The sequence below is a fragment of the Candidatus Shapirobacteria bacterium genome (assembly GCA_041659325.1).
Classification (GTDB): Bacteria; Patescibacteriota; Microgenomatia; order UBA12405; family UBA12405; genus JBAZYN01.
The window spans coordinates 26,539-42,457 of the sequence record JBAZYN010000003.1 but is presented as its reverse complement, the minus strand read 5'-3'; the positions used below and the strand labels follow the sequence as shown (position 1 = coordinate 42,457).

Below are 15,919 nucleotides of genomic sequence, written 5' to 3'. Positions count from 1 at the left end.
AACCCCTCTCAAAAAGAGGGGTTTTCCAATATTCACCGGCAAAATATTATTTATTTACCCGGTTACCCATCCCACAACCCTGACCGTTCCCCTTACCCATGCCGTATTTAGCCCTAAAGGCTTCAAGAAGGGTTGAATCACCTTTTTGAGCGGCCACTTGAGCAGCGGCAAACTCCTTAAAGTTCGATTCGTTAACAAATCTGGTTGCTCCCCGACCCTGCATATTTGCTGCCCAAGCTTTGTAATCACCTTTTTCAAAGGCGCTTAAATTGGCAGTATGTCGGGCCTCGGTGTAGTTGGGGCCGCGGACTGCAGCGTCCCCCCGATATGCCAAAACCGGTGTCAACGATTTAACTGCCACCAAACCCAGGGCTAAAGCTGCCACTCCTAAAACAATTTGATTTTTCATAAGTTTTTAAATTAATTGTTAATCCGACAGGCCTTGTCTATTACTAATACAAGCTGACCATAAGTTTTCTTTCAACTTAGTTTCGCCTGCCTGCCCACGGCCGGATTTCCTCAGCCAGAAATTCGCCTTCGCCGGTTTTTGTCCCGACAAGCTTAATCTCCGCCCCTGTTTCAATCCTTGTCCTCCCTCTCACCAATATATTTTGGCCGCTGATACTCCATGTATTTCCACCAAAATCCTTTATCTCAAAATTATTCCCGTCAGCTACCTTTGTGATAGTTCCCGACAGGTATCCCAATTCCGGCCTGTTCCAAGTTTGGAGTTTCATCGGCACCATCTGTCGGTAAAAGGGGATAGTGGTTTCCAGTCGCCTGTCAATCTTGTTGGCCACTCCGGCTCTAAACAACACTCCGCCAATAATTAATCCTACGATGCCAATGATTGCTATCACCCACCATTTGGAAAATCGGTAAGCCCGCTTGGTTTTTTCAAACAAAAAAAATGAAATTCCCAAAAATACTAAGGCCACCAGTAGCCAAAGATATGGCGTAATTATGTTTTCAACCACCCCAAACCATGAAACCCCGGTTCCCAGAACCAAGGCTCCGAGACTCATAGTCAGCGCTAGCCACAGCCCCCAGTTTTTCGCCACAAATTCCCACCTCGGGATCGGTCTGATTTTTTGTTGATTGATAAGCTCTATTGCTTTATCACTGATATTTTTTTTCTTTTTCATAGATTTTTTTAAATTGTATCTTTGCCCGGGAGATAAGTGTTGCCACTGTCCCCATTGGCTTTTGTAAAATGTCGCTAATTTCTGAATAGTCTTTATCCTCAAAAAACTTTAGCACCAGTACCTCCTTATATTCCGGTTTCAGCTTTTGCAAAATTGTTTGGACCTGATCGTTAAAATACGATTTTATAGTTTCCTTTTCAATATTGGTGTCGGCTATTAGCCAGTCCACAAATTCATCATCATTTTCAAAGTCTATTTTTATCGATTGTTTGTTTTTCTTCATAAAATTAATCGCCTGGTTATGAACTATCCGGTACAGCCAGCTGCTAAATTTCAAATCACAGTCACAATCGTTTAAATGCTGATAGGCTCTGATAAATGACTCCTGGACAATATCGTCAATATCATCCTCCGCCAGGTAGGTAAATCGATGGACATACCGGGCCAGTTTTTCTTCATACCGTTTCATTAGGCAGTAAAAATACCGGCTGTCGTCCAAAGACAGCGCCACCAATTCATTATCCTCTAAATTTTGACAGTCCTCATCGATCATCACTTCCTTTAGTATATATACAATTTCTTTATCCGATTTATTTCAAAAGGCCAATCAATCCCTGTTTCCCAAAACCTAAAACAAAATAAAAAACATAAATATCATATCGTATAAAAGATGTTTTTTCTGTCACTAGTCGTGGTATTTGTAAAAAGACGAGCAATTTATGCGAAAATGATTATATGTTTCCCGACGAGCCAGGATTGTCAAATGAAGAAGTAGTCAAAAGACAAAAACAAGATGGTTTGAATGTATTACCGGAAAAACCTGCCGCTAGTCACCTCTCAATTTTACTCGAACAGCTAAAAAGTCCCTTAGTTTATGTCTTAGTTATCGCCACTGTTATTACTCTAATAATTGGCCACTATACTGATGCCGCCATCATCTCTTTGGCGGTCTTTATCAACACAATTTTGGGCTACGTTCAGGAAAATCGGGCTTCCGATGCGCTTAGAGCTCTCAAAAATTATATGACCGATAGGGCAACTGTTATCCGTAACGGAAGCAGAACCCAAATCGACACCTCCCAAATTGTTGTTGGCGACATTGTCATCCTTGATCAGGGTGTCAAAATACCGGCCGACGGCCGGTTAATATCGGCCAACCGTCTTTTTATTGACGAAGCTATTCTCACCGGTGAGAGCCTCCCTGCCAAAAAAGTTAAAGGTGATGATGTTTTTATGGGCACCACTATTTCTTCCGGCCAGGCGGCAATGTTGGTCAACGCTATTGGGGCAAAGACCAAAATGGGCGCCATCGCCGGAGAGATTCAGGAGCCGGAAGCAGATACCCCCCTCCAAAGACAATTGAAATCATTTAGCAAACAGTTAGCCATTGTCATCGGTATTATCACCGTTTATGTTTTTTTTCTGGGGATTTTATATCAATATAGCGCCACCGAAATTTTTATTACTTCTGTTGCCCTGGCGGTCTCGAGTATCCCCGAAGGTCTTTTGGTATCTCTTACCGTTGTCTTATCCGTGGGGATGCAAAAGATACTAAAACAGCGCGGTTTAGTCAGAAAATTATCAGCCGCCGAAACTCTTGGAGGAGTTACTGTGATTTGTGTTGACAAAACCGGCACCCTGACTCAGGGCAAAATGGAAGTCGTAGATTGTATTGGCAACAAAGCCGATTTGGCCAAACAAGTCCTCCTTGCAAACGATTTAGACGACCCCATGGTTATTTCTGCTTTCGAGTGGGGGAGAACTATTATTACCGATTTTGTTTCCGAGCATCATAGGCTAGACAGTATTCCTTTTTCCTCCAAAGAAAGGTTTTTTGTTAGTCTTCACCGCTGGTCTGCCGGTCAAAATATGGTCTTTGTCAATGGTGCCCCCGAATTGGTTCTGGGCTGGACAACTCTACCCCAAAAAGAAAAAGACAAAATATTATCCACGATTGATAGCCTTACCCTACAGGGAAAAAGAATTATCGGTTTTGCCCGCAAAAGTACCCCTCTTGGTAAAAAAAGCTTAGTCACGGCTGATGCCAAAAGCAAACTTACCTGGATTGGTCTTTTGGCTTTTTCCGATCCGGTTCGTTTGGGGGTAAAGGAAGCTTTAGCCCAAACCATTTCAGCCGGTATAAAAACTTTAGTAATTACGGGAGATTATGCCAAGACCACCGAATTTGTCCTCCATCAACTCGGGATAAAAGTAACCAAAGATGAAATCATTGCCGGTGATGAGTTACGAAACCTCACCATTAGCCAGTTAGCCAAAAAAGTCAAAACCATCAAATTGTTTGCCCGAACCACACCGGACCAAAAACACGCTATCGTTTCAGCGCTAAAGAAAAACGGGGAAATAGTTGCCATGATGGGTGATGGCGTCAATGATGCCCCGGCCCTTCACGCCGCCGATATCGGGGTGGTTGTCGGCGAGGCCACTGATGTGGCCAAAGAATCAGCCGACATCATTCTTCTTGATTCCAATTTTTCAACTGTGGTTAGAGCCATCGAAGAAGGTCGGGCTATGTTTGAAAATATCAGGAAAATTATCCTTTATCTTCTTTGCGACTCCTTTGCCGAAATAATCGTCGTTCTTGGCGGCATTGTTTCCGGCCTACCCCTTCCCGTCACCGCCATGCAAATTCTCTGGATAAATTTGGTATCAGACGGCTTCCCCAATTTGTCTTTAACCATCGACCCCAAAAGAGCCGGTATTATGAAAGAACCCCCCCGTTGCGCCAAAGAGAAGCTAGTCACTCCCTGGATGATGAGTTTGATTGGCTTTGTTAGCATTGTCACCGGTCTGACCTGTCTGATTGTTTTTTCCCTTACTTTCAGGCTAACAGGGGACTTGGTTACTGCCCGCTCAATGGTCTTTATCACCCTTGGTCTTGATTCCCTTGTCTATGTATTTTCAGTCAGAACCCTCATGATACCGTTTTGGAAAAACAACCTATTTGAAAACAAATGGCTAATAGTGGCCGTCGTGGCGGGTCTAGTTCTGCAGATTTTGCCATTCGCCACTCCGGCCACCCGACAGTTTTTCAATCTGGCAAAACTACCCCTATCCTATTGGCTGATAGCCCTGGGTCTTTCGATTTTTATGTTTTTTACGGTTGAAATTATAAAATTCATTTACCATTTAAGTTCCGGGGCCAATCGCCAACAAGAGTACACCCCGCCCGTTTCCTTATCCGTCTGATTTCTTCCAACCGAATTCTCAACAAGGCGGCAAATACTCAAAAAACGGAGTAGGTAATCTACACTAATTGCATAGTGTATTTTTGCCTTAATTTTTTTTCATAGACATCGTTTAGTTTATAATTGAACAATGTTGCGGAAAGTGCTTTTGTTCTTTTTTTGTTTTCTTGTCCTGAAACCCACGTCCGTTTATTCTGCTACCACCATTTCCAGGTCAATCACTTCCGGCCCAAACGACTCAAAGGTAACCAACGGTGTCTTTTCTGCCACCGATACCACCGCCCAACTCGGTCGGGCCAACAACAATCCGACCAGATTTTTCTTCTTGTTTACCAATGTTACTGTTCCCCAAGGTTCCACTATTGATTCCGCTTATATGGGTTTTACAGCTACCGGCTCGAACGCCGGAACCGTTAGCCTTCTTGTTGCTGCCCAAAACATTTCTTCCCCTACTGCCCCGGCAAGCGTGGACGAATTTACCACCTTTCAGGGCAACCTTACTTCGTCCACAATTCCCTGGACCAATCTGCCCTCGGTTGGTTGGGGAGTTGGGTTTACTTCTCCCGACTTTTCGACCATAATCGCAGAAATTGTCAATCGTCAAGATTGGGTTTCCGGAAACTCCATCCAGATTTTTATAAACGACAACAATTCTGCCGCCTGGTCAAATCGGACCGTGATAATGGGCAACCACACCGGCGCCGAGGCAAAACCATCTCTTGTCATTACTTATTCCGTTCCGGTTGTTATCCCCAACTCTCCCTCCTCCCTTTCTCAATATCGAAGCGATGGGTCAACGGCATTGGCCGCCGGAGAAACTACTCCCGAAAATCAAGTTGTTCTCAAATTTAGCATGGATTCGGAAAATTCTTCGGATACCCTGACTCCGGAAGTCGAAGTTCGGCAAATTGGTGTCTCTTTCGACGGCACCCCCAATTATTTTGGTCTACCCCTTGAGTATGTTGGACCAGCCGTGACCGGTTCTGTCCCGGTAACGGGCTTGACTTACGGTCAGTCCTATCACTGGCAATCCCGAATTACCAACTCGGCCGGTAGCAGCCCTTTTGTTGCCGCAGGTTCATCGCCGGATTTTATTGTTGGTCCCTTGGTTCCCACCACTTCGGACAATACCGATTCTTCCTGGCATAGTGGGATAGTCAGCGTCACCCTCACCTGCACTAACGTCGGTGGCCCGGGTTGTGCTTCCACTTACTACACCACCGATGGGTCAATCCCAAGTCTAAGCTCTTCTTCGGGAAACACCGTCAGTTTTTTCATGGACGGCGTTTATACCTTAAAATATTTTTCTACCGATACAAACGGTGTGGCTGAATCACCAAAAACCGCCTCAAATACCGTAAAAATAGATACCACCCCGCCAAGTGGCGGCAGTTTGAGTTACAATGACGGTTTTTACGTCAACCCCTCCGTTAGCTTTACGGCGGTCGATGGCACCGACTCGGGTTCCGGCATTGATACTTCAAGCCGGGTTTTCTATCGCCGCTTAGCCACCATGACTGATCAGATCTGTGGCTCCTATGGCTCCTGGTCAACTATCGATCTGTCAGGTACTTACCCAAATTATTCAGACGACACCGTAGTTTTGGGCAATTGTTACCAATATAAGTATGATGTCGGTGATAACCTGGCAAACGAGACAACTTATACATCAAACAACACCGCCAAAATCGAGGATATCGCTAATCTAACAGTTGCTAATTTTTCCAAAAGCATTGCTTCGGGATCTCACGACTGTCACCTAATTGTCGATACCTTTCACAACACCGAAACTACCGCTCAGTTAGGCAAAAGCAGTAACCAGTCTACCAATCACTTTTTTCTCTTTGAAAACGTTACTATCGCCCGGGGCACTAACTTAAGTTCTGCCAAGCTCAGACTAACTCTATCCGGATCAGGCGCCGATACCGTAAATGTCCGAATCAAAGCTGTCAACGCCGCTTCTCCTACTATACCCACCGATTCCGCCACCTTTTTGACAAAACAGGAGCAATTAACTAGCCAATATGTTGACTGGAGCGCCGTCCCTCTTGGCACTTTCGGCACCGGTATCACTTCTCCCGATCTAACTTCGGTCCTCCAAACGGTTATCAATCGGTCCGATTGGGTCTCTGGCAATTCAATTTTGTTATGGGTTGGTAACAATAATAGTACTACCTGGTCAACCTCCACCTTTTTCACCGCCGATTACACCGGCTCCGAGCCAAAGCCTACTTTGGATATTTCTTATGTGTATTCAAACTCCTCTCCGACCCCTCAAAACGATTCCATCGTTACCAATACCCAAGCCACTTTTAGTCCGCTCAGCAACGACACCGACCCCGACAATGATGTCCTGACGTTAGACTCGGTTTCCGCTCCGGGCCACGGCACAGCTGTTATCTCCGGCACTCAAATCATTTATACTCCCACCGCCGGATTTTTAGGCGATGACACCTTTACTTATACTGTCTCAGATGGCAACAATCACACCGCCCAGGCTTCAGTCAGTGTCGAAGTTTTAGCCAATCCGATTTATTACACCCTGTCTTTTACCGCCGACAAGTCAGCTGTCCCCAGTCTGTATTATCAGCAGTTGACCTATCTTGTCCATCTGGGCACAGTTGACGAGGCGACCGTAACAACCGGAGACACTACGGTTGTCAGTCACTATAGCTCCCTTACCGGCGACCTTTGGTTTACCTCCCCCCAAAATTCATTTGAGTTACTTATAAAAAATCCCTCAGATCCAACTGTATTTACGGTAAGCAAATCAGCCCTAAAAGACCACAAAAGCTTTGCCTGGTCGCACGGGATGGACGACAATGTTAATTTGGCGGCCCAAGTTGCCTTGCTCAATTCAAAAAACTGGCGGGGGACTTTTAATTTAATCGGCAATATCATTCAGGATGCCAGAAACGAAAGTTGGATCTATGACAAGCCCGTTTTGACCACCCTTCTTCAGCAGGGTTGGGCCTTAAGTAACCACACCTATAATCATCAGTGTGTGGGAGACCAAATTTCTGATCCGGAATTTATGGAAAACACCATTCTAAACGGCTATAACAAAATAATGGAAATCGTTAGTGCTTCATCAGTACCCGGTTACAAAGTCTTGGGATTTGCCGCCCCATGTTTTGTCTCTGCGTATGATGCCTATGTTCTGGCTATGAGAACGGCCGCCGCTACCAGTATAATGTACAACGAATCGCAATCAAACGGCCTTATGAGAATTGACCAAGATGCTGCCAGTTACAGCAATTCCGGTCGGGTCGCCTTGGCGGTTGATTCAGACACAATTAAAATCGGCCGGGATATGAGTATCGAGACCGATTATTCGGTAACCAATTCAATCATGGATTGGATGTCGGCCAACGCCTCTTCTTCACGTCATTTTTGGTTAAACACTCTGACTCACGGCAACAAAGAAGCCTCTCTGGGGCAGGTAATCGATCATGTTTACGACAACTATGGCCCCGGAGGATCAGACGAAGTCTGGGTGGCTCCGGCCACAGAAATCTACAGTTATTTTCTGGTCCGCGACAAAACTGTTCTCTCTACTCCGACCAGCGTCAATGTTGCCGACGGTTCCCCCCCGGCCATAACTAGTGTTTCACTGTCAGATTACGATAATAATAGTGCCTCTTTTACCTGGCACACTGACCTGCTCACCTCATCTAAAGTGGTTTTTGGTGTCAACAGTTCAGTTCCTTCTGCTACCGACGAAGAGGATATCTCAACCCGAGTTTATAATCATAGCGTCCAAATTGGCAGCCTGCTTTCTTGTACAAAATATTATTACCGGACTGTTTCCACCAGTGCTTATAGTGCCACCGGCCAAAGTAGCATTGCCAGTTTTATTACCACTGGCTGTCCCAATTCAGCTACGGTTTTAGATTCAAATATTCTCAGTGTTGCCGCAAATATTGGGGCAACTCAGTCCTTTTCCAACTCCGACGGCAGTTTAGTTGTCAATATTCCCTCCGGCTTTTCTCAATCAAATGCTACTTTCCAGGCGCTACAGCTAAACAAAGACCCGATCATCGCCTCAATTTCAGCACCATCCAATCATCAATTAATCGGAAATTTTCTAGTCCGGCTTTCTGCCCTTACATCTGCCTCCTCAACTATTTCCCAATTTGAGCTACCTCTTAGTATCACCCTGTCCTACGGAGCCGACGATGTTACAAATATCAATGAATCAGGTCTCAAAATATATCGTCACGATGGCTCTCTTTGGCACGAATTAGACAATTGCACTGTCAATCAAAACAGTCGCACGGTTACTTGCCAAACTTCCGATTTTTCCATTTTTGGCATTTTTGGCCCCCCTCTCCCGCCCTCTCCTACCCCTACTTTAACCCCCACTCCCACCTCAACGCCCACTTCTAGCCCTACCTCAACCGCGACTCCCGCGGCCAATTCGGCCACTACCAGTCAAGCCTCATCCAATGCCACTAATTCCGTTCCGGGTTGTTCCGACCCTCAGCCTGCTTCAATTCCCGATTTATTTCAAATCAATGTAACTGCCACTACTGCCAAATTATTTTTCACTCCCATTTCCGATACCACGGAATTCTATATCAGTTTTTCCGCTCTGCCAACAGCCGAAGACCATGGTGCCCGTGTCTCTCTGGCCCGTGAAGGTGTCCAAAATTTTACGGTTAACTCCCTTAAACCCAACACCACCTATTACTTCAAGCTTCGTGGGCAAAATGGCTGCCAGACCGGGGTGTGGAGCAACATAGTAAAAGCAAAAACTATCCAAAAGGATACCGGTAAACCCCAAACCTATTACAAAAAAACCACTATCTTGAAAAAAATCATTTCCAAAATTGTTTCAGTTATTAGCCCCAAAACACCCTCCAAAAATCCGGCTTCAAAACAATCACCTTCACCGCCCCCTTCCCTGGTAGTGGCCGATACACCTACCCCCAAGCCAGCCAAAACCCCCTTACCCCAAAAGACATGTTTCCTTTGGTGGTGTTGGTAGCCTAAATAATTAAAAAATTTTAGAAAACATACGTCCCACCACCGTTTTTGATTTCCAAAAAGAGCAGTGTTTAGTCAAGTACATCGCAAAGGCCATCGAACCATCCAAAACAACACAAAGACGGTGGTTAGGTCATAAATTCAACCCACTTTCTGGCAACCATTCCCATAAAAATTGAAAAAATATTAGCCACAAACGAGACGAGCATGGCCCGCCTGGGGCTTATTGAAAAAAATTTCCTATACCACACCGCTTCCGTCAGAATCACTCCTGCCTCGACCAACAAATATGGCCAATTTTGAAAATGGAGTAAATATATGACTATGGGGTGAGTAAAGCAGTTAATAAGCAATATCCCCGCTATCCATTTTTGCCAATCCCCCGGTCTTTGAATGGCAAGAATCAATGTCAGTTCGGTCACCAGAGTTATGGCAAAGGCCAAAAATATTTCCTGCTCGGTAGTCATTAGTGGCGCTTTCTTTTTTTCAAGAAAAACCAGGTAATCCCGGCCGCCGCAATAAAAGGCATAAGAAAATAAACAGCCAAAATGGAACTGTTCGAGTTTCGGATAATATCGGTTTTTTTCTCAGCCGTCGGCTCATCCAAGACCGTAGACTTAGTTTCTTTGTCAGAAACCACTGTTGGCAATGGCAAAGTTTTTTCGGGGACATATGAATTATTAGCAAAAGCCCCTATAAGTTCCAAATCCCGATCATCACGTTTACTCAAGTTTAGCCCAATCCAGCCCCCGGGTGATGTGGGGTATTTTTCTCTAAGTTGATCTGCTAGCAAATCAAAACGGGCAAAGTCACTTTTATGCGCCGTTTCGTATTCTCCAAATGCTTTTTGGCAGCCCATCAGTTGCAGTCGCTCAAATACCAGCGGTAATTCATAACCATTGCTCGCTCTTGTATCGGATTGGTTAGGGTTAATTACATAATTAAAATTATTTTCAAGTTTCCAAATAATTTTCCCCAGGCTAAGGTTCTTATCGGAAGCGACTTCAAATTGATATTCTATCCGTTTCCGGCTATCGCACGTTTGGATGGCAGTTTCAAGCCCGGTGGCGAGTTGCTGATATAGATTATCGGCAGCAATAAAAGTTGCATCATCAAGAATTGCTCCAAATTCCTCGGTCTGATTAGAAGTAAAACTTGTAAAGGGGTAGCCGGCCACATACTTGGTAGGAAATAAACTTTCGGCGTGAATGCCGGTAAAATGAAGATACTCATCCATGCTGATACCAATTTCCCTCCGGAACCATTCAATCGGGGTTACATTAATTCCCTCTTGAAGGTTTTGGGATGGAGAGAAGTTGTGGTAATCGGAGTAATATTTTTTTTCGCTGCCATCAACTATTTTAACCTGATAGATTTCACTTCCACCAATAATTTGACCGGATGTTTCATAGCTTTTATCGATTTGATAGCATCGGCCTTTCTCTATTATTGACCAGGGTTTCCCTAGGTTTTCACCAATAGAGCGGGAATAATCAAAAAGAAGAAATGAGTCAGGGGATATACTTTCCGGGTTGACTACGCTAAAACAGGTGATTTTATTATCCTTAACCCAAAAATTGGTATCCGGCCCGCCGTCGTCGGCTCGAACTCTATTTAGGGGCATAAATAGAAAAATTATTACAAACCAAGTTAATATCCCCACTTTCTTCATTCTCTTGAGTATATTACTTCTCGCCCAAAATTCCCACCGATACCTTCCTCACCACCATAGACCTAGATTTCCCATAGGTCTATGGTGACACTACCTGCCGGCTCAATATTTGCCGGCTCCCGTGGCCGCGGCGATCTTGTCATAATACTTCGACATTATTGCCAGTACCACCACTTTGGCTTTTGCCTTCTCGCTACTGCTTAGACCCTCCAGGCCGCCAAAAAATATATTAAGTCTATCCTCACCCGCATCTTTTCTTTGATTCATTGTCTGTTTCATGCTTTTCTAAATTTATAATTAACTACATTTTTACAAACCATGTTAAAAGATCTGTTACTAAAAGGTAAAAAAACGGTAAGAAGATTTTTGTTTTTTTACTCTTACATATATCTTACATAATTTTAAAATTCTCCTAACGTAGCACCGATAAGATACCTTAATGCATAAATGGTATAATCCATCCAAGCAATGAAAAGTAAAATCCTTCTAGTAGAAGACAACGTAGACTTGCAAACCCCCCTAAAAACTTTTCTTTTAGAAAACAATTACTTGGTAGACCAGGCTTTTACGGGCGGCCAGGCCCTAAAAAAATTTGAAGAAAACACTCCTGACCTGGTAATACTCGACTTGGGTTTGCCCGATATCTCCGGTGAAACCGTTTGCTCCAGATTTAAACAATATTCCCCCGAGCTTCCCGTAATTATTTTGACCGCCAAAAATACTCCAAAAGACGCTGCCAAAGGCTTGGGTCTGGGCGCTGACGATTATGTCCCCAAACCATTTGATCTGGATGAATTGTTGGCCAGGATCAAGACTCGCTTGCGTCAACCCGGAGTAGGCTCCAAATTAACCGTTGCCGACCTTACTATCAACACCAAAACCTATGACGTTACCCGAGGTGATAAAAAAATCAGTCTTAGTCCGACAGAATTTAATTTGCTCGAGTACCTAATGATGAATCAAGGTAAAGTCGTAAGCCGCGAGGCAATTCTAAATCGTGTCTGGTCTTATGATTTTGAAGTTCAGACTCGGGTAATCGATGTGTATATCGGTTATCTTCGCAAAAAAGTCGATGGTCAATCCAAACATAAGTTAATCCAGTGTGTTCGGGGCTTTGGTTATACCATCAGGCAATAGCCCCCGTTTTCTCCAATTCTCTGGAAATTGTTTTCAGATATCTGTCCATATCAAGCGGTTTTTCCAAAAATTCTTCCGCCCAGGGTTTCTGCCTAAAGTCTTGATCTCTTAGATTAGCGGAAATCATCACTACCGGAATTCTTTTAGTCTTTGGATTCATTTTTAAGTATTCGCACACTTGTTTCCCACTAATCCCTGGCATTAGCATATCCAAAACTATCAGGTCCGGTCGCTCATTTTGAACCACTGTCAAAGCTTCTTCCCCACATGTTGCCGTTTGTACGCCGTAACCCGCCATTTCCGTTATCGCTTTCAAGACTTCCAAAATTGCCTCATCATCATCAACAATAAGAATTTTTTTCATTTAGTTTTTCTCCGGTAAACTAAAATAAAAAGTTGAGCCTTTCCCGGTTTCACTTCTTAACCCGATTTTCCCACCATGATTTCGCACAATTTCTGCCGAAATAAAAAGTCCCAATCCAAGAGACGAAAAATTTCCCAAAAAATCCGGGCTAGGTTGAATTTGATAAAAACGTTCAAAGATCTTTTTTTGTTTATCTTTTGCTATCCCTAGTCCAAAATCTTTAACGCTAATAACTACCATCCCGTCTTTCCGTTTAGCCGAAACCTCCACTCTATTGGCGTCGGGTGAATATTTGACTGCGTTAACCAACAGATTGGACAATACTTGACCGATTCGATAAGAGTCACCCAAAATTGTGGCTCCGACCTTACTTTTAACAATTATTTCGTGCCCGTTACTGGCCGTCATTTGAACATCTTCCGCCACTTCTTGAATTAATTTGTCAATCTTAATTTTTTCCTTGGCCATCTCCATTTTTTTACTCTGAATTTTACTTATGTCCAAAAGATCATTTATCAAATGTGTCAATTTGTCTATTTGGACGGCCACTCTCTCATGATAGTGCCCCATTTGCGGGTTGCATACTCCCTTACACGTCCTTTGTATTAGCTGTAAAAATGCCTTAATACTGGTCAACGGAGTTTTTAGTTCATGGCTGGCAATACTAAAAAACTCGTCTTTTTGCTGTTCAATCTTCTTTCTGTTGGTAATATCGTGTCCGTAAATTCTTACTAAGCCTAGTTTCACCAGGTGATAAATCTTCAAATCAAAATATTTGTTACCCACCTTAACCTCCTTTAAAACAGATGAGACACCATTTCTTTTTCTTAAAGTATCAACTATCTCACCGATATCTGTCGGCAAAAACAACCGGGCGTTTTGACCCAACCACGCTTCTTTTAGGACTTGATATACCGAGGCATTGGCATATGTCACTTGTCCGGCAAAGTCCAACTCTAGCACTGGCTCGGGATTGAAGCGCGGGAAAGAGGCCAGGTGTTTTAACTTTTTCTCCGTATTAATCCGTCCGGTTATATCTTTAAACGTAGTGGCAAAATATCCCTTTCGCGGGCAGTAGGCTGTAATACTAAACCACTTATTTAATGGTTCAAAATATCGCTCAAATTTAATTTTTTTTCCGGTTTTAGCTACCTGGCCGTATTTCCCAATCCAGTCAAAATCACCGTCTTTTATCCCTGGCAGCACTTCCGTCACCCTTTTCCCGATAGCGGTTTTTTTCTTTAGTCCGGTTGCCACCTCAAAAGCTCGGTTAAACTCCAAAAATACATAATCAATAGGTTTCCCCTTTTGATCAAAGATCATCTTGTGGTAGGCAAAAGCATCCACCATATTATCAAAAAGTTTACGGTACTTACCCTCGCTTCTTCGCAAATTCTCTTCAGTTCTTTTATAATCCGTCACGTTCATCAGAGAAAATACCAACCCAATAACTTTTTTCTCACCATCTTTAATCGGAGTCAAAGACCAGTCCCAGTAAGTCGTCATCTTTTCCGGATCAACCGGGTTAACAAATGGTTTAGCCCGATATCTCACCGTTCTACCCGACTTCCTGACTTTCTCAAAGATTTTCTGATTTTCACGGCTGGGGAAAAGGTCAAAATGATTCTTGCCAATCAGATCCTTTTTTAAAACGCCGGATCCTTTGGCATAAGCGGAATTTACCTTCAAAAAATTAAAATTATTATCAAGATACGCCAAATGAGCATCGGTGTTTTCCATTAAAACATCAAGAATATCTTTTTCGGTCGCCTGTGTATTTTTTCTCAGCATATCCTATTTTACCTTAATCTTTTGCAAATTAACCCTCAATTTCCTTATTTTACTCAACAAACCCTTTAAATTTTTTTTCACGAAAAGATTCTTATAATAATATATAATTAAAACTTATTCACAGCAATTCCGCATCAAAGATATGTAAGAAATCCGGCAGAACAAAATATCTCTCTCTACTACTTACCTTATGCCTATATGGCCTACCCACAAATACTGCATCATCAAAAGCGGTCCGAAAAGCATTACTCCGGTGATTACTGTTTCTTTTATTTTTCTCCATGATATTTTAGTCATTTTTATATTTAAATATTTAACTTTACGCATCGATCAAACTGTTAATGTCTATCTTTTTCATTTCCAGAAACTTCCTCATTACCCTTTCCGCTCTTTCAGGATCAGGATCGCTTAATAATTCGTCGATAACAGTCGGTACAATTTGCCACGATACTCCGAATTTATCTTTAAGCCAACCGCAAACGCTCTCCTGACCGCCCTCAGTTAGACTCCGCCAGTACATATCAATTTCTTCCTGATTCTCACAATTTACAATAAACGAAATCGACTCGTTAAATTTAAATTCGGAGCCACCGTTTAAAGCCACAAATCTTTGGCCTTCAATTTCAAATTCTACCGCCATCACGCTCCCCTCGACCTTTCCCGATACCTCTGAACTTGCTTTACCGTAATGCATAACATTGACGATTTTTGAACTCTTAAACACAGAAGTATAAAAATTCGCCGCCGCCAACGCCTGATCGTCAAACCATAAATTAGGGACAATTTTTTGTATCATAATTTTATTTTGTCTTGTGTCTAACTAAACTATCTAAGATACTAGTAGACTACCGGCCAATTCAAAGAGATATACAAAAACTATGTAAGAAGTAGGTAAACTTTATTCCTTTTCCACCACGATCATCGTCTTATACACCCGATTAAATGATTCCCTGTATCCGGTCGGGTAGTCTGTAATTGCTTCAAAGAGTTTTTCGTATTTGTATCGAAAGCCTTGTCCCCTCGATGTCCCCGGGTCATTGGTGATAAATTCTTTCGTAGTTTCGTCATACCCGGTTATCACCAATTTGTGGTTTGCCGGTTTTGGTATTTGATAGTTAGGGTTCCCAAGTAAATCTCCGTTTACCGCCACTACCAAAATTTTTTCCTGTGCTAGTCTGGTTTTTATCCTTTCAATATTTATTTCCGTTTCTAGAATTACTTTGTCATATTTATAGTATTCCTTCATCAGTTTAATCGTGTCTTCGTTTGAAATATCGTGAAAATGCCCGAGCAGCTTTAGGGAAAAATCAGCCATTTTAATTATTTCTACTTCTGCTTCGTCGGGGCTAATGCTAGTTCCTTTTGCCCAATGATAGGCCATCATAATTGATGCTTCTTCACATCCGTTTCCTTGTTTTACATCATCCCATTTTCCGAGTGGTGCCTGGGCTGTAAACGGTACCTTCCACTCCACCTTTTCCGGCAGTACCACTGGTTTTTGTTCACTTACCGGCACTGGGTTTGTGTTAGTGCCTGGGCTATTATTATATTTTTTTAGCAAAATTATCCCCCCTGCGATAACCACCATCAAAAATATTATTTTTTTATACTTCAT

Annotated in this window: 13 protein-coding genes; 3 read left to right on the top strand and 10 right to left on the bottom strand. The window is 43.0% G+C overall.

Going from position 1 to position 15,919, the window contains the following annotated elements; translation table 11 throughout:
- Positions 1 to 46 precede the first annotated feature (46 nt).
- The 3 genes from WC841_05040 to WC841_05030 all read right to left on the bottom strand — a co-directional run bounded on the left by WC841_05040 (position 47) and on the right by WC841_05030 (position 1,698).
- Positions 47 to 409 carry a hypothetical protein gene (locus WC841_05040; protein ID MFA5828692.1) on the bottom strand — a complete coding sequence of 121 codons (363 nt, stop codon included), beginning with the start codon at positions 407 to 409 and terminating at the stop codon, positions 47 to 49.
- 76 nt (positions 410 to 485) lie between these two features.
- On the bottom strand, positions 486 to 1,145 hold the full coding sequence (locus WC841_05035; GenBank protein ID MFA5828691.1) for a hypothetical protein: 660 nt from the start codon (positions 1,143 to 1,145) through the stop codon (positions 486 to 488).
- Positions 1,120 to 1,698 carry an RNA polymerase sigma factor gene (locus WC841_05030; GenBank protein MFA5828690.1) on the bottom strand — a complete coding sequence of 193 codons (579 nt, stop codon included), beginning with the start codon at positions 1,696 to 1,698 and terminating at the stop codon, positions 1,120 to 1,122. The genes WC841_05035 and WC841_05030 overlap by 26 nt, the downstream gene beginning before the upstream one ends.
- Positions 1,699 to 1,880: 182 nt before the next feature.
- Between WC841_05030 and WC841_05025 the strand changes: the two genes are divergently transcribed.
- The gene (locus WC841_05025; GenBank protein MFA5828689.1) at positions 1,881 to 4,352 is read left to right on the top strand and encodes an HAD-IC family P-type ATPase; all 2,472 of its coding nucleotides are present in this window, start codon (positions 1,881 to 1,883) and stop codon (positions 4,350 to 4,352) included.
- Positions 4,353 to 4,481: 129 nt separating this feature from the next.
- Complete coding sequence (locus WC841_05020; protein ID MFA5828688.1) at positions 4,482 to 9,341, top strand: Ig-like domain-containing protein; 4,860 nt, start codon at positions 4,482 to 4,484, stop codon at positions 9,339 to 9,341.
- Between the two features lie 127 nt (positions 9,342 to 9,468).
- Here WC841_05020 and WC841_05015 read toward each other — a convergent pair whose 3' ends face one another.
- The 3 genes from WC841_05015 to WC841_05005 form a co-directional block, all read right to left on the bottom strand.
- On the bottom strand, positions 9,469 to 9,807 hold the full coding sequence (locus WC841_05015; protein ID MFA5828687.1) for a hypothetical protein: 339 nt from the start codon (positions 9,805 to 9,807) through the stop codon (positions 9,469 to 9,471).
- Positions 9,807 to 11,012, bottom strand: coding sequence for a hypothetical protein (locus tag WC841_05010; GenBank protein MFA5828686.1), 1,206 nt, complete (start codon positions 11,010 to 11,012; stop codon positions 9,807 to 9,809). Before WC841_05010 ends, WC841_05015 begins: the two co-directional genes overlap by 1 nt.
- 102 nt (positions 11,013 to 11,114) lie before the next feature.
- Complete coding sequence (locus tag WC841_05005; protein MFA5828685.1) at positions 11,115 to 11,291, bottom strand: hypothetical protein; 177 nt, start codon at positions 11,289 to 11,291, stop codon at positions 11,115 to 11,117.
- A gap of 189 nt (positions 11,292 to 11,480) precedes the next feature.
- Here WC841_05005 and WC841_05000 point away from each other — a divergent pair, with 189 nt between their 5' ends.
- A complete protein-coding gene (locus WC841_05000) occupies positions 11,481 to 12,149 on the top strand; it encodes a response regulator transcription factor (GenBank protein MFA5828684.1) in 669 nt (222 codons plus the stop codon).
- Here WC841_05000 and WC841_04995 read toward each other — a convergent pair.
- From WC841_04995 to WC841_04980, 4 genes are all read right to left on the bottom strand, one after another.
- Positions 12,139 to 12,513 carry a response regulator gene (locus WC841_04995; GenBank protein ID MFA5828683.1) on the bottom strand — a complete coding sequence of 125 codons (375 nt, stop codon included), beginning with the start codon at positions 12,511 to 12,513 and terminating at the stop codon, positions 12,139 to 12,141. The genes WC841_05000 and WC841_04995 overlap by 11 nt on opposite strands.
- Complete coding sequence (locus WC841_04990; GenBank protein ID MFA5828682.1) at positions 12,514 to 14,304, bottom strand: PAS domain-containing sensor histidine kinase; 1,791 nt, start codon at positions 14,302 to 14,304, stop codon at positions 12,514 to 12,516. It lies immediately after the preceding gene.
- A 319-nt stretch (positions 14,305 to 14,623) separates the two neighbouring features.
- Positions 14,624 to 15,100, bottom strand: coding sequence for a VOC family protein (locus WC841_04985; protein MFA5828681.1), 477 nt, complete (start codon positions 15,098 to 15,100; stop codon positions 14,624 to 14,626).
- Positions 15,101 to 15,202: 102 nt separating this feature from the next.
- Complete coding sequence (locus WC841_04980) at positions 15,203 to 15,919, bottom strand: C39 family peptidase (protein ID MFA5828680.1); 717 nt, start codon at positions 15,917 to 15,919, stop codon at positions 15,203 to 15,205.